18 protein-coding genes are annotated in these 19591 nt (G+C 47.7%); 11 read left to right on the top strand and 7 right to left on the bottom strand.

Annotated elements, in window-relative coordinates:
• Positions 1-3: 3 nt before the first annotated feature.
• Entirely contained in the window at positions 4-1197 is a 1194-nt protein-coding gene (locus ACFQ2O_RS00560; RefSeq protein WP_377522035.1) for a porin family protein, read from the bottom strand.
• Between the two features lie 423 nt (positions 1198-1620).
• Between ACFQ2O_RS00560 and radA the strand changes: the two genes are divergently transcribed.
• The 5 genes from radA to ACFQ2O_RS00535 all read left to right on the top strand — a co-directional run bounded on the left by radA (position 1621) and on the right by ACFQ2O_RS00535 (position 9245).
• Positions 1621-3000: a DNA repair protein RadA gene (gene radA, locus ACFQ2O_RS00555; RefSeq protein WP_377522033.1), complete on the top strand. Its 1380-nt coding sequence runs from the start codon at positions 1621-1623 to the stop codon at positions 2998-3000.
• A 551-nt stretch (positions 3001-3551) separates the two neighbouring features.
• Entirely contained in the window at positions 3552-4973 is a 1422-nt protein-coding gene (locus ACFQ2O_RS00550; protein ID WP_377522032.1) for a TlpA family protein disulfide reductase, read from the top strand.
• A 969-nt stretch (positions 4974-5942) separates the two neighbouring features.
• Positions 5943-7130, top strand: coding sequence for a baeRF3 domain-containing protein (locus ACFQ2O_RS00545; RefSeq protein WP_377522030.1), 1188 nt, complete (start codon positions 5943-5945; stop codon positions 7128-7130).
• Positions 7131-7250: 120 nt separating this feature from the next.
• Entirely contained in the window at positions 7251-8273 is a 1023-nt protein-coding gene (locus ACFQ2O_RS00540) for an SPASM domain-containing protein (protein ID WP_377522026.1), read from the top strand.
• 33 nt (positions 8274-8306) lie between these two features.
• Positions 8307-9245 (top strand): mechanosensitive ion channel family protein, encoded by a 939-nt coding sequence (locus ACFQ2O_RS00535; RefSeq protein WP_377522023.1) that lies wholly within the window; start codon positions 8307-8309, stop codon positions 9243-9245.
• 214 nt (positions 9246-9459) lie between these two features.
• Here ACFQ2O_RS00535 and ACFQ2O_RS00530 read toward each other — a convergent pair whose 3' ends face one another.
• From ACFQ2O_RS00530 to ACFQ2O_RS00505, 6 genes are all read right to left on the bottom strand, one after another.
• Positions 9460-9798 (bottom strand): hypothetical protein, encoded by a 339-nt coding sequence (locus ACFQ2O_RS00530; protein WP_377522021.1) that lies wholly within the window; start codon positions 9796-9798, stop codon positions 9460-9462.
• Positions 9799-10010: 212 nt separating this feature from the next.
• The gene (locus tag ACFQ2O_RS00525; protein WP_377522020.1) at positions 10011-10187 is read right to left on the bottom strand and encodes a FeoB-associated Cys-rich membrane protein; all 177 of its coding nucleotides are present in this window, start codon (positions 10185-10187) and stop codon (positions 10011-10013) included.
• A 31-nt stretch (positions 10188-10218) separates the two neighbouring features.
• Positions 10219-11022 (bottom strand): inositol monophosphatase family protein, encoded by an 804-nt coding sequence (locus tag ACFQ2O_RS00520; protein ID WP_377522018.1) that lies wholly within the window; start codon positions 11020-11022, stop codon positions 10219-10221.
• Positions 11019-12251 (bottom strand): Lnb N-terminal periplasmic domain-containing protein, encoded by a 1233-nt coding sequence (locus ACFQ2O_RS00515; protein WP_377522017.1) that lies wholly within the window; start codon positions 12249-12251, stop codon positions 11019-11021. Before ACFQ2O_RS00515 ends, ACFQ2O_RS00520 begins: the two co-directional genes overlap by 4 nt.
• A gap of 1 nt (position 12252) precedes the next feature.
• On the bottom strand, positions 12253-12969 hold the full coding sequence (gene rsmI, locus ACFQ2O_RS00510; protein WP_377522014.1) for a 16S rRNA (cytidine(1402)-2'-O)-methyltransferase: 717 nt from the start codon (positions 12967-12969) through the stop codon (positions 12253-12255).
• Between the two features lie 1801 nt (positions 12970-14770).
• A complete protein-coding gene (locus ACFQ2O_RS00505; RefSeq protein ID WP_377522044.1) occupies positions 14771-15049 on the bottom strand; it encodes a 4a-hydroxytetrahydrobiopterin dehydratase in 279 nt (92 codons plus the stop codon).
• A gap of 73 nt (positions 15050-15122) precedes the next feature.
• On the opposite strand from ACFQ2O_RS00505, the gene ACFQ2O_RS00500 reads away from it, so the two are divergent.
• The 6 genes from ACFQ2O_RS00500 to ACFQ2O_RS00475 all read left to right on the top strand — a co-directional run.
• A complete protein-coding gene (locus ACFQ2O_RS00500) occupies positions 15123-15989 on the top strand; it encodes an SDR family oxidoreductase (RefSeq protein WP_377522013.1) in 867 nt (288 codons plus the stop codon).
• 269 nt (positions 15990-16258) lie between these two features.
• Positions 16259-16561, top strand: a complete 303-nt coding sequence (locus tag ACFQ2O_RS00495; RefSeq protein ID WP_377522012.1) for a hypothetical protein — start codon at positions 16259-16261, stop codon at positions 16559-16561.
• A gap of 49 nt (positions 16562-16610) precedes the next feature.
• Positions 16611-16874, top strand: a complete 264-nt coding sequence (locus ACFQ2O_RS00490) for a hypothetical protein (RefSeq protein ID WP_377522011.1) — start codon at positions 16611-16613, stop codon at positions 16872-16874.
• Positions 16875-16975: 101 nt separating this feature from the next.
• Positions 16976-17671: a metallophosphoesterase gene (locus ACFQ2O_RS00485; RefSeq protein WP_377522010.1), complete on the top strand. Its 696-nt coding sequence runs from the start codon at positions 16976-16978 to the stop codon at positions 17669-17671.
• Between the two features lie 32 nt (positions 17672-17703).
• Positions 17704-17880 carry a hypothetical protein gene (locus tag ACFQ2O_RS00480; protein WP_377522009.1) on the top strand — a complete coding sequence of 59 codons (177 nt, stop codon included), beginning with the start codon at positions 17704-17706 and terminating at the stop codon, positions 17878-17880.
• A 341-nt stretch (positions 17881-18221) separates the two neighbouring features.
• Positions 18222-19591: IPT/TIG domain-containing protein (locus ACFQ2O_RS00475; protein WP_377522008.1), on the top strand; the 1370-nt coding region annotated here is incomplete at its 3' end.

Genomic DNA, 19591 nt, shown 5'->3' with positions numbered 1-19591 from the left:
GCCCTAGAAAGCTGCACCTAGCGTAAAAAGCAGGCTGGATATATAAAATTTTCTTCCTTTGCCTTTCTCGTCAAACACGCCTCTCCCGCGAAGTGTGTTAGTGTCGTAGCGTGCATCAAACACAAACGAAGCCTTCTTTAAAGTCAGGTATTCTACACCTATGCCTGCTGCATATCCGTTTAATTTCCCGGTCAGCTGATCATCTGACGCGTATGAATACGTTACATATTTATCCTGGTAAGTGATGCTGTTATCAAAGCTTGAGTTAAGAACATAGCTATAACTGGAGCCGGCTACCAAGTAGGGCCTCCAGTTGCTGTTGGTCGTTACATCGTACCGCAAAAGAAGAGGCAGCTGCAAAAAAGTGAAATCTATTTTACTGTCGAAGGTATAGTCGAAAAGGTTGCTGCTTATGCCGGTAATGTGCTGCGAACCGCTGAACCGTTTAAAGAGAAGCTCTGCCTGCAGGGCGAAATTTGTAGTGGTGGTGGAAACGTTAACAAAACCAGCGGCTACAAAGTCAGCCTTGCGTTGGTTTTGTGTATGCGGAATATTGCTTTCAATATGCCTGCCTGTATAGCTAAAAGATCCGATTCGGGTTCCTGCCCTCATCCCTGCCTGGTACTCAAGTCTGGCATGTGCCAGCAACTTATTACTTGCTTCTGCTGGATAGATGCATTTATTATATGCATCTATATTGGCGGCCAGGGCTGTGGTAGTATACTTATAAGCGCTGTGTTTTACCGTTTCAGAGCAGTCTTGCAGCAGGTAGTTTAACGTACCATCCAATGAGTTTTTCCGGAGGTGTACCAGCGGCTCACCTGGCTTTTGAATAAAATACTGGCTGGTAGCACTTATATTCTCATTGTAGTAAAGCTTTACAGGCCCATCTACAAGCACGCGCATAAAGACTTGCTGTTGCTGCTCGTTCAGAGTAATCGTAACAGGCTCAAAAAGCAGGTTGTTTTCCAGGGTAAAAGATTTTACCTGGCTTGTGTTATAAGCGGTATAAGAACTCTTGCCGGTAGCTTTAAAGTAGATGGTATTAGTAATGGCCTTATGTTTCTTGATAGAACCGTGTATAGTATCGTTTGCCAGTGTAACAAAGTAGGCTGGCCTACCTTGCTGTGCCTTGGCGGTGCAGGTAAGCAAAAGGGCCAGCACCAGAAGAAAGGAAGCTGTAAAGTTGTTTTGCATAGGTATGATAGTAGCAGAGAAAATTAGGAGCCGCTAATATAGATAAATTCGGCAACACATAAGTAGAGCCGCAGGTACTGGAAAGTGCAGGTCCATCTGCCGGAAAGTTGTACATTTATACTTTGCAGGAAGGGTGCTGCGCTAAACTAGCGCAATTAGTAAAATCTACAGAAAACTGATCCTTCTGCCTCTTAAATTTGTTCTGAGTAGCTGGGTATTTAGCGCTTGTTTAGATTTCATTTTTGTATGCGAAAACTGAATGGAAAGGGTTCTGGCAAAGCGGTTTTAGAGCTTCATAGCAGCGCTATGGGGCGAAAAAAGTGTGAAGCCAGGTTCTTTTACAGGCTTTTGCAGCGCAAAGGATGAATTTTAAACATGCTCTTATGCCCCGGAAGATCAACAGAACACGAACAACAACATCGCATGGCTAAAATAAAGACATCCTACTTCTGCCAGAACTGTGGCGCCCAATCAGCTAAATGGATTGGCAAGTGCCCGGCCTGTGGCGAATGGAACACCTATGTAGAAGAGGTAGTGCAGCGCGAAGAAGTAACGCCCACTACCGCCTGGAAAGTAGGCAGCAGCACAGCACAGGTATCAAATAAACCAAAGCCGATCGCTGATATCAGTTATCAGGAGCAGCAGCGCATTGTTACGCAGGATCAGGAGCTGAACCGTGTGCTGGGCGGCGGCATTGTACCGGGCTCTATGGTGCTGATTGGCGGTGAACCCGGCATCGGCAAAAGTACGCTCATGCTCCAGATTGCGCTTAGCCTGAGCGGCCTGAAAGTGCTGTATGTGAGTGGGGAGGAAAGCGAGCAGCAGATAAAAATGCGTGCCGAGCGGCTTATGGCGCAAACTTCTGATTGCTTTATACTAACAGAAACAGGCACACAAAATATATTTAAGCAGGTAGAACTGGTGCGGCCACAAGTGCTGATTATCGACTCTATCCAGACGCTCCACTCCTCTTTTATAGAGGCTGGCGCAGGCAGTGTGAGTCAGGTACGGGAGTGTACGGCAGAGCTGCTGAAGTTTGCCAAGGAGAGCGGCACCCCTGTTTTTCTGATCGGCCACATCACCAAAGAAGGCAACCTGGCAGGTCCGAAGATTTTAGAGCACATGGTAGATACCGTGCTGCAGTTTGAGGGCGACCGCCACATGACCTACCGCATTTTGCGCACCACCAAAAACCGTTTTGGCTCTACCTCAGAACTGGGTATCTATGAGATGCTGGGCACAGGGCTGCGTGAAGTAAGTAATCCGTCAGAAATTCTGATATCACAGCGTGAAGATGCCTTCAGCGGAATATCTATAGGCGCTACACTGGAGGGCAACCGGCCGCTTTTAATTGAGGTGCAAAGCTTGGTAAGCCCTGCCACGTATGGTACGCCGCAACGCACCAGCACCGGGTTTGATGGCAAGCGCCTGAATATGCTGCTGGCGGTGCTGGAGAAACGCGGCGGCTACCGGTTAGGCGTGCAGGATGTGTTCCTGAACATTGCCGGAGGTCTGAAAGTAGAAGATCCTGCCTTAGACTTAGCTATATGTGCCTCCATACTATCTTCTTTTGAGGATATGCCCATACCAAGCACTGCCTGCTTTGCCGCAGAGGTAGGCCTAGGGGGCGAGGTACGTGCTGTAAACCGAGTAGAAAACCGCATAACAGAAGCTGAGAAATTAGGCTTCACGGATATTTATATCTCTAAGTATAACAAGAAAGGCGTTGACCTGAGCAAGTTCTCTATCAACATACATGCCTATGGCCGTCTGGAGGAAGTGTTCAGTAGCTTGTTTGGGTAATGACTGATAGCCAGTACTATACAAGCTAAGCACTCAAACGAAATAAGTTTTGCCTATTTTGTCATAAGTAGTTGGACAGTATCAGGCTAACCTATTTTGTCATCCTGAAAGCATCTTGTGGGCAAGCCATAATAATTTAACCTCCCTTTAACCAAGATTCTTGCAGAATGACAGCGGAAGTATGTTTTAAGCTATTATTGTCCCTTTACTTATAGCGAAGGATCTTGTTAATAAAGAGCCCCATCCCCCTCAAGCCGCAAAAGCTTAACTTCCGGGGGATGGGCTCTTTGTTTCTACCAGGCTTATTATAGAATGACAGGTATTTTCATACTTAAAGTTAATCCCGTCCCTATACTTACAAGCAAGACTGTGGTGCCTATTAGTACAGAACGAAGGCTATACTTACTACAATGCTGGGAAATTTAAGAAAATAGCAGTACGTTGGAATTATACGATAGCGTGCTGTTGTTTGAAGGCTTAACTGCAGCAACAGCTTTAGTAAAAGGTTGCGGCAGAAGTATCATCATTTAGCCACAGATTAAGTTAACCATATGGTAAGACTCAAAACCGTGCTGCCGGCCCTGCTCCTGCTGCTCACGAACCAGCTCTTTGCTCAGGGTAAAGCCGTAATTACAGGTAAAATAGCAAAGCCACTTTCAGATGTTGTGGAGCTGGTCATGCGTCCTAACCCGCTTATACCTGAAGAGAAAAGCCTGCAAGCTGAACTGCAGGGAAATACCTTTCGGATAGAAGTGCCGCTGCAAGGTGCTATGGTGGCCGAACTGCTGCATGGAAACGAACTGGTACCGGTTTACCTGGAGCCCGGTTATGAACTTAGTCTAAGCTTTAACGGAGATAAATTTCTCCGCACATTAAAGTATACAGGCAAAGGAGGCAACGAGAATAATTATCTTGCCACCTATACTACCCGCTTCGAAGATGAGGAAGACTACCAGGTGCTGCCAGACAACATCAAGTTAAAAGAAGAGGAGTTTACTGCTTTCCTGGACTACCGCCGCAACGATCAGCTAAAGAGCCTAGACAAGTACGCAGGTAAAAACCCGGTTTCAGATACGTTTAGAAACTTTCTGCTGGCCGAAGTGGAATTTAGTTATGCCAAAGATAAGCTCCGTTATCACCCCTTGCGCCAGCAGATACTACAGGTAGCTCTCACCAAGCCATCACCAGCCTTTTATACTTACCTGGATAAGCTGGATATGCAGCGGCCGGCAAACTTGGTTAGCCCCGCTTTTGTGCGCTTTCTTCAGGAGTACGGCATTCATTATGCACAGGAGGCTGGTTATACAGAGAAAGATGCCACATATTATAAAGTAGCTTACAGTACCGTGTCGCAGAAATTGCAGGGCCAGGCAAAGCTGTTGGCGCAGGCACATATCCTAAAGCAATCCATTAAATCCGGCCATTTGCAATATACAGAGCAGATGCTGCAGGACTTTACAACTACCAATAAAGATGCAGCTGTGAATGCATACCTGCAGCAGCAGCATGATGCAAACAAAGCCTTTGCAATTGGTAGCGAGGCACCGGACTTTAAGTATAAAAACCTGGCTGGCGATACAGTTTCGTTGAGCAGCTTTAAAGGGCAGCTGGTATACCTTAGCTTTTGGCGCAGTGATTGTAGCCTGTGTTATGTAGAGCAGCCGCACCTGGAGCAGTTAGCAGTTAAATTCAAAGGCCAGAAAATCGTGTTCCTGAATGTGTTTATAAGTGACAACGAGCAAAAGTGGCGCAAATCAGCACAGGGTAAAGACCTTCAGGGCGAACAGGCCTTTGTTAGCATCACGCAGCAGGAAGAACTGATAGCAAATTATAAACTGGAGGATATGCCTGCCTATTTTCTGGTAGACGCAGAAGGGCGCTTTATTTCGCAGAAGGCCCGCCACCCTAATGATCGTGAAGCAGCAAATGATTTAGCAGGCCACCTGCAAACACGACAAGCATCCGCAAAATAGTCTATTGTTCACATACGCTTCTATTGCAAAAGCCCGATACCGTAAAGGTGTTGGGCTTTTGTGTTTCTGTTGCGCACATAGCTGCTTAGTTGAAGAACTTAACAAGGTTTTACTTCTGTCTTCGCCTTTAAAGTAGCGCAATCACCTTATGTGCTGAACTTATCTATAATCCGGCTTGTGCCATAACATACCACCACACTGCCCCTAGCCCCCCGCTGGCGCGAGTTTCCAACTCGTGTCTTAAAATGATGTTGAGCTTGTAGCTCAACTGGCTTGAAAAGCCATGCCTGATTAACGGCGGCTATACTTCCTTAGCCTTTGCCCCGTTGACTGACTATGTTAGCCGCAGCTTATGTTTACTTAGCCTCTGCTTGCTGCATCTTCTGCCAAGCTATCCTTTCTAGCTTCCGTTCATCCTCCAGCTCGCAAATACCCATCGTTTCACCTTTGGCTTTGGAGCGCTCACGGCTGGGGTAGGGGCCCTATATAAGCGAGGGCTCGTCCTCGGGCATCGCGCTGCTTTCGCTTCCTGCCTTCGCTGCGCTACGGCTGCCTCGCTGTCGCTCGTCACCGGAACCTCTCGAGGCGCTCAACCCAAGGACTGGAAACATTCAAATAGCCACTGCTGACGGAGCTTCAACAGCGGCTGTAGAGACAGCCCGCAACCTGTCCGCGCGATAATGGCTGCCATGAAACCTATACTTGTGAAACAGCAACAGCCGATATTCCCCTCCTCGGAGGGGTTAGGGGTGGGTTCACCTGCATGGCCTAAGCCAGAGCTACAAAAAAGGCAGCGGAGAATAACCAGCATCGTATAAATTCATCACCCTTGCAGGCCTCAAACAACGATCGATATAGGTCACTCTAATAACCGTTGTTTGTTTTGCTGCGTACTTAAATGCTATACTATGTGCCCTGAAGCAGGCGCAATAGCTAAAGTTGAAAACATAACTTATAACAGATAACTCTATGGCATTAATAAATAAACAAGACATTGAGAAACTGATCAATGTGCAAAATAACACGAATGCCCTATGCATCTCGTTTTATTTACCTACTCACCGTGCTGGCCAGCAAACCTTGAATGGCGTGGACAGCACCATGTTCAAAAATCAGGTTAAAAAGGCAAAAGAGCTACTGGAGGCGCATGATGTGCCACAGGCTGAGATAGAAGAATATATCAAGCCGGCTGAAGAGCTGCTGCACGACAATAACTTCTGGAGGCATCAGAGCGATGGCTTGGCTGTATTTATCACCAAGGGCTTTTCTATCCATTATAACTTACCGGTAAAGATGCCGACAGAGGTATATGTGCTGAACCAGTTCTACTTTACTCCTATCCTGCCTATTCTTAGCCAGAACGGCCGCTTCTTTTTATTGCACCTGTTCCGCGAGAAGATTACGTTTTACGAAGCAACCATCGATAATATCAAGGAAATTGATGTGAGTTCCATGATTCCGGAATCTATAGAAGAGGCGCTGGAGCCTGAGGTAAGAGGCAAAGATCAGGACTTTCAGAACAGTAGAGCAACCATTAATGGCTCCTTTATAAACACGGCACAAGCAGGCACAAACAAAAGTGACTATGAGCATGGGCGAGTACGTGAGTTCTTGCAGGAGGTATCAAACGGCCTGCAGGAGATACTGCACGATGCACAGGAGCCACTGGTATTGGCTGGTGTAGACCACTACTGCGCCATTTACAGGGCACACAGCAAGTATAAAAACATAGTTGCCGAAAACGTTAACGTAAACGAAAACTCAGGTGCGGTTGATAGCAGAGAACTGCACGAAAAGGGGCTGGCTGTAATTAAGCCGGTAATGGAGCAGAGCGAGAAAGATGCCATGGAGCGTTACAACAACGTAGCCGGAACTGGTACTACTTCTGAGGATGTCGCCACAGTGGCAGCAGAGTCCATGCACGGCCGAATCGATACGCTGTTCATTAAGCCAGGCAAGCCGGTTTGGGGTACGTATGATGCCATCAACGCGTCAGCTGAGGTGCATCCGGAATACCGCCGCGGCGACTTTGATCTTGTGAACCTGGCAGCGGTAAAAACGCTGTCGCAGGGAGGACGAGTATTTGTAAGCAACAATGGCGAAGCCTCAGAAATGGGCACGAACGATGTAAGCGTGAAAGCGCTTTTCAGATACTAACATAACGGTATTTTGGCCTTTAACGCCAGAAAGCATACCTTAGTGGGGTAGCCGTAGTGGCTACCCTTTTATTTTGCAGCAAATAACGCCTTGTTGCTTCCTTAGCTTTTTATTTTTTACATGGCAATTCAACTGGCTGATGGGCTTAACTTTTTATCGAAGCTAACGCCATTGCGTGCGCTTAATGCGCTGCAGGTGGTGAGCAGCTATGTCTACTCCAAACTAACAGGCAAGGCCAGGCATTGGGGCCTTCCGCTCAGTATTTCGCTGGAGCCAACTACTTCCTGTAACCTGCGTTGCCCGGAGTGCCCAAGCGGCCTCCGCTCCTTCTCCCGCCCCACAGGCATGCTGGAAAACGAGCTTTTCAAGAGTACCATCGATCAGTTGCACCGGCGGCTGATGTACCTGATCTTTTATTTTCAGGGAGAGCCATACTTGCACAAGAGCTTTCTGGAGCTGGTTAAGTATGCCTCAGACAAGGGAATCTATACCGCTACCTCCACCAACGCCCATTTCCTGAACGATGAGATGGCTCGTAAAACCGTGGAATCCGGCCTGGACCGCCTGATCGTATCTATAGACGGAACAACCCAGGAGACATACGCTGCTTACCGTGTGGGCGGCAAGCTAGATAAAGTGCTGGAGGGTACACGCAACGTGGTAAAGTGGAAAAAGGAGTTAAAATCAAGTACCCCACACATCATGTTTCAGTTTCTGGTGGTGCGGCCTAACGAGCATCAGCTGGATGACGTAAAAGACTTGGCGAAAGAGCTGGGTGTAGATGAAGTGGTTTTCAAAACAGCGCAAATCTATGATTATGCACAAGGCTCTCCGCTGATTCCTACCATTGATTATTACTCCAGGTACCAAAACAACGGCGATGGCAGCTATAGCGTGAAAAACAAGCTGCTGAATCATTGCTGGAAAATGTGGCACTCCTGCGTAATAACATGGGATGGGCTGGTGGTGCCGTGCTGCTTTGATAAAGATGCCGAGTACAGGCAGGGAGACCTGCAGCAGCAAAGCTTTGCACAGGTATGGCGCGGCGCTAAGTATACTAACTTCAGGCAAACGCTGCTGCGCTCCCGCAGCGAAGTAGAGATGTGCCGCAACTGTACGGAAGGTACCAAAGTATGGGCCTAACAAATAACTAACTGAATCAACCTGACAAGCAATATGAAAGAACTTAACGATACGGTAGAGCTACTGTGGGGGAAGCTGGAAAACTGGGGCGACCAGGCTGTGCTGCTGCTGCCAAACCTGCTGGTGGCGCTTTTGATACTGATTGCCACTTTTTATGTGGCAGGCTTCTTAAGAAACTGGCTTGAAAAATTTATAGGCCGGTTCTCGCACAGTGCATCAGTAAACAACCTGATTCTTACCCTGCTCTACATTGCCATGGTGGGCGTTGGCTTCTTCCTGGCCCTGAATGTACTGGGCCTTGATAAGCTGGTTGTATCGTTGCTGGCAGGTGTGGGTATATTAGGTTTGGCTTTAGGTTTTGCCTTTCAGGATATTGCCGCCAACTTTATATCAGGGGTAATAATTGCCGTGCAGAAGCCATTCAGAGTGGGCGATATGATTGAAACCAACGACTATACGGGTGTGATTGAGCGCATTACCCTGCGCACGATTGATATCCGGCAGGTAACCGGAGAGCTGGTGTGGCTGCCAAATAAGATGGTATTCGAAAACCCCGTTACGAACTTTTCAGTACGGGGCACCCGCCGTGTAGACCTGGAGGTAGGCGTATCCTACGGAGAGGACCTGGAGCAGGTGCAGCAGGTGGTGATTGAAGCATTACAGGAAGTGAAGAACCGCATCAAGACCCGTGACATCGAAGTAATGTATGATGCCTTCGGCGATAGCTCGATCAACTTTAAAGCCCGTTTCTGGATAACGTATAACAGGCAGGTAGATTATGTTGGTGCCAAGAGCGATGCCATCATCCGTATCAAGAAAGCCTTCGATGCAAACGATATCATGATTCCATTCCCAATCCGCACACTGGACTTTGGTATAAAAGGAGGCGAAAAGTTAAGCGAAGAAATAGAAACAATAACTGCTTCCATAAAAAACGGCCGGCGCCAGGATGGCGAAGGCCAGAATGGGTAAACATTACGTTGCTAAAACAGAAAAGGCCGGTGCTAAACCGGCCTTTTCTGTTTTAGGGAGTGTTTGCGTTTCGTTTTTGCAAGCGAAAGCTGCATGTAAAGGGTTTTGGTAAAGCAGTTTTTAAGGCTTCATAGCAGGGCTATGGGCGAGTAAAGCGCGAAACCAAGTTCTTTTGCAGGCTTTGCAACGCAAAGGATGAGTTTTAAACAAGCGCTTACTTGTCTTTTTTATCCAGGTTCTTACCTAAGTCTTCTACCTGCTTTAGAAAGGTATCTACATTTTCATCCGCATACGGACCGTAAGAATTTGAGAGGGTTCCTTTCAGGCCAGACTGCGTTTCAATTACATATAAGATAGACATATCATCCGGGTTACTTTCGCCTTCAAAACGATAATGATCTATAATACGCACCTGGTCAGGCTTAAACTCCTCTGTTCCACCCATTGTACACAACCCGCCAGCTTCCGATACCTGGAAATCAGTTTTATAACCATCTTTATGAAGGCGGTTAAGTACGTTTACCAAAGATCTTTCTTCTATTTTATCTTGCATAACTCTCGTTTTTTAAGTTTCGAATTTTAGTATAATTCTATACGCAAAAACTGAGTTTAGATACAAACCTCTTTAATTTTTAGTGGATAGAGAGGCGTGTAGCCTAAAAATAGAAAACCAGCCAGGAGTAAAGAGTAACTGGGAATACCATACTAAAAAGCTTGCCGCAGCGTAGGGCTTCTCTTCTGTGTTATTTATGCTAGCTGCCCTGCTTAAGCACTGGCATTCTTCTTTTCCAGCTCTTTCTGAATTTTATTAAAATCAATGGAGCCACAGGAACCGCAGCCTTTGGCGCAGCCGCTGCTAGCTGCAAAGCTACGGTAGAGCATGCGGCCCATATAAGCTACTGCTACCAGAAATATAAGCAGAATGATGAGTTGCTGTATCATACTTTAAAAACCCGCGTCAGGTATAAAAAGTTTAAGCCATGCCCTTTTTCCAGAATTCGGCGATCGTTTCCTGCATTTCGTGGTGTACATGGCCATTGCTGGCTATAATCTCACGGCCAAAAACATAGTCGCCTTCTTCGGTAAACTTGCTCAGCTTACCACCCGCCTCCTGCACAATAATGGCTCCTCCGGCCACATCCCAGGGGTTCAGGTTATACTCAAAAAATCCCTCAAAGCGGCCACAGGCCACATACACCAGGTCGATGGCGGCTGAGCCCATGCGGCGGATGCCATGCGACTTAGCCATAAAAGAGCCCAATACCTGCAGGTACTGCTCTGTCAGGCCAAAATCAAAGTATGGGAATCCAGTGGCAATCAAACCATCTTTCAGTGCCGGAGCGTCTGACACATGGATGCGGGTATCGTTTAAGTAAGCACCGCCATCCTGGTAGGCCCAAAAGCACTCGTCGCGGCTAGGATCGTACACAGTGCCGAGCACTACCTTGTCTCCGTCCAGCAGACCAACACTCACACAATACACGGGCAGGCTATGCGTAAAATTGGTGGTGCCGTCAAGCGGGTCAATTACCCAGTTGTAACGCTCTCCCTTTGTAGTGGCAGTGCCCTCTTCTGTGATAAATCCTGCCTCCGGCAACAAGTTGCGCAGCCCTTCTACCAATTGCTTCTCCGCCTCCTTATCTACATAAGATACTAAATCGTTGAAGCCCTTTTTTTCTATTTTAGAACGGTCGAAGGTTTGGCCTTCCTGTTTGATGAAAGCGCCGGTTTGGCGGCAAAGTATGTTTAGCTGCTGTGCAAGTTGTTCTAAATTCATAAGCTAGTGGCTACACTTTTAGGTTGTACAAGGGTTGCTGTCTTTTTAGAGAACCATACGGCATAAGCGGCCCGAAGGGCTATGGAGAGTACGATAGGCAGAAAAGCAGCATGATACGTTTGTGGCCAGAACGGCCAGCCGAGCAGCACAATAACAGCAAGTGCGGCTGTAAACAGCACATACTTGCGTACCCACTCGCGCAGCACATGGCTGCCCAGGTAAAACGCGACAACCACATGGGTTGGTATAGCCCAAAGCAGGTTAAAGTTGTAAGCTGTGGCCTGGTGGTCTGTAGCAGTCCAGAGGAGGAGCACCACAATGCCTAAAAGACCAAGTATAAAGAAAAAGACCATATCAAACACACGGCTACGACGGTTCTTTACAGCATCTAAAACAGTTAAGGCAGCCACAACAAAGAAGAAGGCCCAGAACAAGACCATAGGAGTAAGCAGACCAGAGGCAAAAGGAACCGGCTCCCGCTCAAATATTGTATGGCGCTCCAGTGTAAGCGGGGCAGCCATGCCGTCCTGAGCAATGGTGGCGTTGGCAAAGCCTTTGGCCAGGTAGTCTGGCAGAAACATATACTGGTAAGGCGTTGCCTCCTGGTCTATGCGTGCACCAAGGGCCAGGTCTATTCCAAAATCACCCCAGGGCTGCGGCGGCAAGTATAAATCGATCAGGTTACGGAAGCTGTAGTCTTCATCAAAACTGCTGATATTAAAGGAAATCTGGTTGGGCAGCGCAGCCTCCAGGCCATCGCGGATGCGGGTGGCGCAGTTATCAAAGAAAAAGTCGTAGAGGTAAAAGCGGTTTTCCGGCAGATAGTTGTTCGTCAGGAAATCCCAGTACTGCTGCTTTTGCGCCGGGTTTAGGTTCAGTTCCTGCTCGTACACCGAGCGGTTATCCTGCACGTAGCTGTAGACAAAGTCCTGGAATTGTGCCGCCGACAGTTTATAGTTAAGCTTGCCACGGGCAAATTTAAGATAGAAGTTCGGCTCGTTAAAATCGAAGGTGCCGTAGTTAAAAATCACGTCCAGGCCGGATACAGGGTCATTAACCCGCACTGCACTGTGCCCGAAAACGGCATAAAGATCCTCGCCGCTGGAGCAGGTTATCAGGCTGATCTTGGCTTGTGGCGAGAGCTGATAGCCATCAAACTGCGCCCAGGCTGGCAAGGTAGCCAGGCAGAACAACAGCGCCACTGTTAATTTTTGTAAGTACGTTTTCATGTTATTCTTTCTCAGAAGCGTTTTTGCCAGGCTTTGTAGCGCCCGAAACCACCAGCACAAATTCACCTTTGATGGCTTTGTTATTGAACAACTGGATCAGTTCGGTGAGGGTTCCGTTAAGCGTTTCTTCAAACATTTTAGAGATTTCACGTGAAACAGATGCCTGCCGTTCGCCCCCAAAATACTCGGCAAACTGTGTCAGGGTCTTGATCAGGCGGTGCGGCGATTCGTAGAAAATCATGGTGCGCTCCTCTTCTGCCAAACTTTGCAGGCGTGTCTGGCGGCCTTTCTTTACGGGCAGAAAACCCTCAAACGTAAAGCGATCGGTGCTGAAGCCAGATTTAACAAGTGCAGGCACAAAGGCAGTAGCACCGGGCAGGCACTCTACTTTAATGTCGTTTTTGAGGCACTCGCGCACCAGGTAAAAACCGGGGTCAGAAATGCCGGGTGTCCCCGCATCTGAGATCAGGGCCATTATCTCGCCTGCTTTCAGCCTGTCCACCAGATGGCCAGTGGCTTTGTGCTCGTTGTGGAGGTGGTGGCTGTGCATCCGTTTTTCGATGCCCAGGTGGTTTAGCAGTTTGCCGCTGGTGCGGGTATCTTCTGCAAGTATAACATCTACCTCTTTCAGCACCCGTATGGCACGCAACGTAATATCCTCCAGGTTGCCGATAGGGGTCGGTACCAAGTATAAGCTCGTCTTTTCCTGTTCCTGCATAAGCCAAAGATAAGATATTTTGAGTTCTGAGGGAGAGGGTTCGTTTTGAATAACTAAATTATTGGATTTTGAGCGTGTGAAGAGCTTGTTTTAAAGGAGTGGGTAAGTACAAGAAGGCGTCAACACACGCTCAACCTCCTGCTGTAGTGTCAGCAGCTGCAATTACTAGGGCCTGAGCCGCTGGCGCGAGCGTCCGCTTGTGTCTTAAATTGCCTAAGCTATACCTTCATTGCCACTGCTTGCCTCCCTTTGTTGGCCCCTCCGCTGGCGCGAGTTTTCAACTCGTGTCCTACAATGGTGTTGAGTTTTAACTCAACTGGCTTGCAAAGCCATACTTGCATAAGCATTGGCTGCACTTGATACAGCTAGTTATACTTGTTAAGCTGCTGGTGCTAGCTTGCAGCTAGTGCCTACTATGGTGTAGAGCTTCCAGCTCTACTGGCTCACAGAGCCATACCTGTACAGCTCTGGCCGTACTTCCATTGCCTCTGTTTCTGCTTCTTCGAACAAGCTATCCTTTCTAGCTTCCGTCCATCCTCCAGCTCCCATATACCAAACGTTTCACCTATTCATTTGGAGCACTCAAGCCCGCGAGGGCTCGTCCTGGGGGTAGGGGCCCTCGATAAGGGCATCGCGCTGTGCAATTGAAGCTGCCACCGCTTCGCTGTAGGCTGCCCTTCGGGCACCGCATCAATTACAAGGCGCTCGTTTCGAGGGCCCCTACCCCCACCCAAGGACTGGAAACACTCAGATAGCCACTGACTGCTACAGCTTCTTATAAGTACAGAACCTTTTGTAGGGACAGGTCGCGACCTGTCCGCGCGATAGCAGCCACCATGAAACACGTGCAGCTACATAAGCAGCTACAGGTTCCCCGCCTTAGAAAAGGAGGGGCTAGGGGTGGTTGGATATCGTCAGCCACAAAATTTATACTTGATAGCAGTAGTCGCAACTACCTTTCTCGGGAGCTAATCCTGTAGGGAAAAATACACTACTGCTTCATTTTGCAACCTGGAGCTTTTCATGGGGCGCGTTTTTAACTGTGTAGGTATGCAAGCCTCAACATCTGTTACGAAAGCTGAAAGCTTTCACCATTTCAACCACAAGATGAAATCTTGCGGTAGTTTGCTTTTCTCTACAAGATGAGCACCCAAGCACTGGAAACATTCAAACAGCTAAGGCTAACGGAGCTTCAGTCATTTTTTGTAGGGACAGGTCGCGACCTGTCCGCGCGATAGCAGCCACCATGAAACACGTGCTTCTGCATAAGCAGTTACAGGTTCCCCGCCTTGGGCAGGGCTGTTTCATTCTGAGAATGGAAGGTTAACGTCTACTGTCATTCTGTAAAGAAACTTGGTAGAAGGGAGGTTAAGCCTACACTACGAGCTGCCAGGATCTTTTCAGGATGACAAAAAAATAGAACGAAACGGCCCTGGGATTAGGAATGGTTGAAGTACAGTAGCTACAAAGCAGTAACAGCCATACTTCGGTTTTCAGCTTGAAGCATCAGAAGATGTGTCTGATCGTAGCCTCGGATGGGCAGGGGTTGGTTCAATGGAGTGACAATCACTACAGCGCTTCTACTTGAGCAAACACAGGTACAGACTTTCCGCCTTAAAAGGCACGGCTAAGGGAAATGCCGTCAAATCAGCAATTATATTGTTCTTTTAAGGATGCTCTGAAGCAAGAGCCTAGCCACACCAGACGCTCGCAGGAGCTGCGCACGCTGCAAGGTCTTTAAGGATAGGCTAACGCTATATGCAATTAATCAAAATTGAAAATTCAGTTATTCAAAAGTCAATCATTCAACATTGAACCTATAAATCTCCTCAATCCGCTTTGCCAGCGCATGGTCCAGCTCGGTTACGGTGTTGCCGGCATCGTGGGTTGTCAGCTCTATCTCTACCTTGTTATACACGTTGCTCCACCAGGGGTGATGGTTCATTTCTTCTGCCACCTCTCCTACGGCGTTCATAAATTGCAGCGCCTGTTTAAAGTCCTTAAACGTGAGGCTGCATGTGAGTTTATTGTCTTCTTCCTGCCACATAACGATTAATTTTAGGCACTCCTGCAATGCCAGCCTAAGCAACACCGCAGAAGTGCAGGCGTATAGTTTATACTATCAGCACACTGCTTGATAGAAGTATAAACCTATGAAAACTATGGAAAACAAACCAAAATCTTTTCCTCCACAGCAGATGGAGCAGCCGGGCAAAGAGTATAAAATGAACCCTGAACCCGAGATTATCCGGGACAACTACAAAGGCAGCGATAAACTGAAAGATAAAGTTGCCCTGATCACCGGCGGCGATAGCGGCATTGGCCGGGCAGTGGCGGTACACTATGCCCGTGAAGGAGCCGATGTGGCAATTGTATACCTGAACGAAGACAAAGACGCACAGGCTACCAAGGCAATGGTAGAGAAAGAAGGCCGCAAGTGCCTTCTTATTGCTGGAGATGTAGGCGATGAAGCTTTTGCGAAAAAGGCCGTGAAGCAGACAGTGGATGAGCTGGGCAAGCTGGATATACTGGTGAACAATGCCGGAGAGCAGCACGAGCAGAAAGATATCCGCGATATAACGGATGAGCAGCTGAAGCGCACCTTCGCCACCAACATTTTCGGGATGTTCTATTTCGTGAAAGCCGCCCTCGACCATCTGAAAGAAGGCAGCACCATCATCAACACCACCTCTGTCACCGCCTACCACGGCAACAAACTACTGCTGGATTACTCGTCTACTAAGGGAGCCATACTTGCCTTTACCCGCACGTTGGCCCAAATGGTGGCCGATAAAAAAATACGGGTAAACGGCGTGGCACCCGGCCCGATCTGGACACCGCTTATCCCGGCTTCTTTTGATGAAGAACATGTAAAGACCTTTGGGCAGAAAACGCTGCTGGAGCGGGCTGGGCAGCCTTCTGAGGTGGCACCGGCTTATGTATACCTGGCTTCCGAAGACTCAGCCTTTACCATAGGCGAAATCATGCATATTAACGGTGGCGAGATGGTAACAACCTAAGCTTCGTTTGCTTTCGTTTTTGCAAGCGAAAGCTGCCTGGAAAGGATTCTGGCAAAGTAGTTTTAAAGCTTCATAGCAGCGCTACGGGGCGAGAAAAGCGTGAAGCCAGGTTTCTGTACAGGCTTTTGCAGCGCAAAGCGTGAGTTTTAAACATGCTCTAAATACTGCCTGTAAAAAATGAAAAGCTAAACCTAAGCGGGCCTAAAAGAGTAAAACAACCAGAGGCACTCTTGTATGAAAGAAGCCTCGTTCACTTAAATGATACCATTATGGCTGAAGATAAAGAAGATAAAAATAAGCTACAGGGGCAAGGGCCGAATGATCGCCCGATTCGTGTAGAAGAGCCTGATACCAGCGAGCAGGAAATGCGCGCCGGGCATATTATACCGGGTGCAAACCCTCCGAAGAACGAGCACCAGCGCGGTGGCTTCGGTAACCGCGACGGCAAAGAAGGCTACGGCAGCGATACAGCTGGCAACGGCCCGAGTGCCATCGGTGTAAACGACTTCTCTGACGACGGAATTCCGCCAAAGGATAACTTCCGCTCTGAAGACGAAGGCAGAGGCACCTGATATAAAAAAGACGAATGATAGAAGAGAGCCGGTGCTAAACAGCGCAGGCATGTTGAATATAAAAAAGGAGGAAATCATGACATCATATAAGCATACGAAAGCCAGTTCAGAAAACCAAGGCAATCCATCAGGACGCGGACAGGACAAAGCGGCAGGCGGAAAGCCAGTAGACCCGAACCAGACACGTGCCGAGCACGAAGAGCTGTCGGAGAAGTATACCAATGGGCCAGACGAAATAGGGGAAAATGTGCAGACAAATAACCCAAACCGTAACCTGGACAAGCCTGGCATCGACAACAACAAGTATAATTAAGATTAACATTTCTTAACATACAAACAGAAATAGCACCTGTATATCGGGTGCTATTTCTGTTTATATTTGCCAGCCGCTAAAGCTGCGCATTAAAACAAAACATGGCCCGCTACGCCCTTACAGATATACATGGCTGTGCCCGTACCTTTAAAGTACTGGTGCAGGACAAGCTTAAGCTTCAGAAATCGGATGAGCTCTACGTGCTCGGCGATCTTGTAAACAAAGGCCCCGACTCCCGGGGTGTGATAGATTTTATATTGCACCTGCGCAAACAGCACTACCAGGTGCACTGCCTGCGCGGCAACCACGACCAGATGCTGCTGAAGGCAGTTGAAAAAGGCGACAAAGCCCTGGACCTGACCGAAACCGAAGAAAAGCTGGTGCTGCAGAGTTTTAATATAGCTAAAGTAAAGCAGCTGCCTGATAAGTATGTGGCCTTTCTGCACAGCCTCCCTTACTACTTCGAGCTGCCCGACTACTTTCTGGTGCATGCGGGCTTTGATTTTAAGCAGGAAGATATTTTTGCCGACCGCGATGCCATGCTCAACATACGGGGCTATGAGGTAGACTGGGCTGAACTGGATAACAAGCGCCTGCTGCACGGCCACACGCCCACAGCCCTGCATGCCATTAAAAAAGACGCAGCGCACAAAAACCAGCGGCTGAACCTGGATGCCGGCTGCGTATACTATAAAAATGCGGCACTTGGCAACCTGGTGGCGCTGGACCTGGATACGCAGGAGCTTTTTATACAGCCCAACATAGACCGCCCCTACCCTGTAGCCCGCAAGAGTTAGCGGCAGTATCAGGTGCTGGCACTTTAAGAAGCATGGCTCCTTGTGTGGGGCCGGAGGCAAGTATACACCTGCTGCTGCTCCTGCTGTGGGTAAGTGCTTTTCCGGGCAATTTCACATCTTTTTATACATGCTTTATACTAGAGGCGGCCTCTTTAGATGGTGTAACATGGGATGTACTGCTTATGTGCAGCAGAATGGAAAAGCTCTGAAGTATAAGTTTCTGTACAATGCCAATGCGGCCTTAGATTATTTGCAGAAATAAAAAGTGCTGGCAAATTCTTATTGAAAGATGCAATGCAGCTCCTCTACTAAAAGGATATGGCCATTAACCCGCCACGATCAATGTTTAACGCTTTAATTCCTATTTATTGAAAATTCTGTGCAATTGCTGCGTAGCAAAAGAGGTCTGTTTTAAGTCAGAAGCATCTGAATTCTAAAATATTCATCGGAATTTTACAAGATCTGAAGCAGATTGTTTTATATTTGTAGCTATATTATTATAGGGGGACTATACACTTTTCGAACTGAAGAAGAATTTATAAACACAGCTATGGCAAAACTTTACGCACAATTTAAAGAGACTCGGCTACTCAAGTCGCTGCTCTTACAGTTCTTATTTGTCTTTGCATTTGTGGTGCAGGGGTATGGGCAGACTTCATTAACACTGCCCTTTGATTATTATGGTCCCTGGGCATCCCCTACAGCAGGGAGTGGTGTCACTTCAACAGGCTTAGGGGCAGATAAAACTACAAACTTGAACCCGACTGGTCCGGCAACAGGTGGTTCTGCATTTTTTGATACAGAAGGTGATAGAATTACAGTACAGGTTTCTACTGGAGCAACTAAGACGGTATCATTCTACTTACGGGCATTAGGTATTTTTACTCCAAGTGTTTTTTCTGGGGAGTTTGTTGTAGAGCAGTCAACTGATAATGGGGCTACCTACACTACTGTTAAAACAGTAACCAGTGCTGACCAAGTTGGTCCTACCTCAAGTACACAAAAGCCAGTTACGGCAAACTTAAGTAGTGGAGCTACAAGGGTAAGGTTTAGATATGCTTCTAGGCCGGCTAATGGTGAACAGCTGTTGTTTGATGCAATTAGTATAACTGCTGGCCAGCCAGAAATTAATATCAAGCAAACAAATGATATTGTTAACAATGGCACGTTTGGTTTTGGACGTGTAAACCTTAAAACGAAAAAAACGCTCACGTTCACAATAGAGAACTTAGGAAGTGATATCCTTAGTTTATCTGGAAATCCAAGGGTAGCTATTGCAGGTGCCAATGCAGGAGAGTTTGCCGTCGATCTTACTAATACAGCCTCAACAGTAGCAGCTGGCTCAGCAACTACTTTTAACGTAACTTTTGCACCAACCTCATTTAGTTCAAAAACAGCTAGCATTTCTATTGCTAGTAACGATACTGATGAAAACCCTTATGTAATTAACTTAACAGGAACAGGTGATTATCTGACTCCTGCTATCTCAGCTATCAACCCAACTAGTGGTTATGTTGGTAGTGTGGTTACAATAACAGGAAGCAATTTCAGCAACGTTACAGGAATTACATTTAATGGAACAAATGCTCCGGGCTTTACAATAGTAAGCGATAATGAAATACAAGTAACAGTTCCTGCTGGAGCTACTACAGGCCCAATCATTCTGTCAGCAACGGGAGTAAGCCCGGTTTCAAGTCAGACGTTTACAGTGTTGTCTCCTACAATTACCTCCTTTACTCCGGCTGAGGGCTATGTGGGCGACATCGTGACGGTGACGGGCACGAACTTCGTGGATGTGCAGGTCGTGACCATCAACGGCACGGAGGCAGTTTACATCCTGGACGACGAGACGACGCTGCGCATTCAGGTGCCAACTGGTGCAACCACCGGGCCTATAACTATTACCACCCTTGGCGGCAC

It is taken from the genome of Pontibacter rugosus, assembly GCF_042678745.1.
Taxonomy (GTDB): Bacteria; Bacteroidota; Bacteroidia; order Cytophagales; family Hymenobacteraceae; genus Pontibacter; species Pontibacter rugosus.
The sequence above is the reverse complement of the archived record's forward strand: the minus strand, read 5'-3'. Positions and strand labels throughout refer to the sequence as shown.

What these genes read in the sequence shown, in the direction of transcription:
- ACFQ2O_RS00480 (WP_377522009.1), top strand. Translation starts at nt 17,704, where the DNA reads ATGGCTCCTTGTGTGGGGCCGGAGGCAAGTATACACCTGCTGCTGCTC.
- ACFQ2O_RS00515 (WP_377522017.1), bottom strand. Translation starts at nt 12,251, where the DNA reads ATGAAAACGTACTTACAAAAATTAACAGTGGCGCTGTTGTTCTGCCTG.
- ACFQ2O_RS00495 (WP_377522012.1), top strand. Translation starts at nt 16,259, where the DNA reads ATGGCTGAAGATAAAGAAGATAAAAATAAGCTACAGGGGCAAGGGCCG.
- rsmI (WP_377522014.1), bottom strand. Translation starts at nt 12,969, where the DNA reads ATGCAGGAACAGGAAAAGACGAGCTTATACTTGGTACCGACCCCTATC.
- ACFQ2O_RS00490 (WP_377522011.1), top strand. Translation starts at nt 16,611, where the DNA reads ATGTTGAATATAAAAAAGGAGGAAATCATGACATCATATAAGCATACG.
- ACFQ2O_RS00545 (WP_377522030.1), top strand. Translation starts at nt 5,943, where the DNA reads ATGGCATTAATAAATAAACAAGACATTGAGAAACTGATCAATGTGCAA.
- ACFQ2O_RS00560 (WP_377522035.1), bottom strand. Translation starts at nt 1,197, where the DNA reads ATGCAAAACAACTTTACAGCTTCCTTTCTTCTGGTGCTGGCCCTTTTG.
- ACFQ2O_RS00485 (WP_377522010.1), top strand. Translation starts at nt 16,976, where the DNA reads ATGGCCCGCTACGCCCTTACAGATATACATGGCTGTGCCCGTACCTTT.
- ACFQ2O_RS00500 (WP_377522013.1), top strand. Translation starts at nt 15,123, where the DNA reads ATGAAAACTATGGAAAACAAACCAAAATCTTTTCCTCCACAGCAGATG.
- ACFQ2O_RS00535 (WP_377522023.1), top strand. Translation starts at nt 8,307, where the DNA reads ATGAAAGAACTTAACGATACGGTAGAGCTACTGTGGGGGAAGCTGGAA.
- ACFQ2O_RS00550 (WP_377522032.1), top strand. Translation starts at nt 3,552, where the DNA reads ATGGTAAGACTCAAAACCGTGCTGCCGGCCCTGCTCCTGCTGCTCACG.
- ACFQ2O_RS00520 (WP_377522018.1), bottom strand. Translation starts at nt 11,022, where the DNA reads ATGAATTTAGAACAACTTGCACAGCAGCTAAACATACTTTGCCGCCAA.
- ACFQ2O_RS00530 (WP_377522021.1), bottom strand. Translation starts at nt 9,798, where the DNA reads ATGCAAGATAAAATAGAAGAAAGATCTTTGGTAAACGTACTTAACCGC.
- ACFQ2O_RS00525 (WP_377522020.1), bottom strand. Translation starts at nt 10,187, where the DNA reads ATGATACAGCAACTCATCATTCTGCTTATATTTCTGGTAGCAGTAGCT.
- radA (WP_377522033.1), top strand. Translation starts at nt 1,621, where the DNA reads ATGGCTAAAATAAAGACATCCTACTTCTGCCAGAACTGTGGCGCCCAA.
- ACFQ2O_RS00540 (WP_377522026.1), top strand. Translation starts at nt 7,251, where the DNA reads ATGGCAATTCAACTGGCTGATGGGCTTAACTTTTTATCGAAGCTAACG.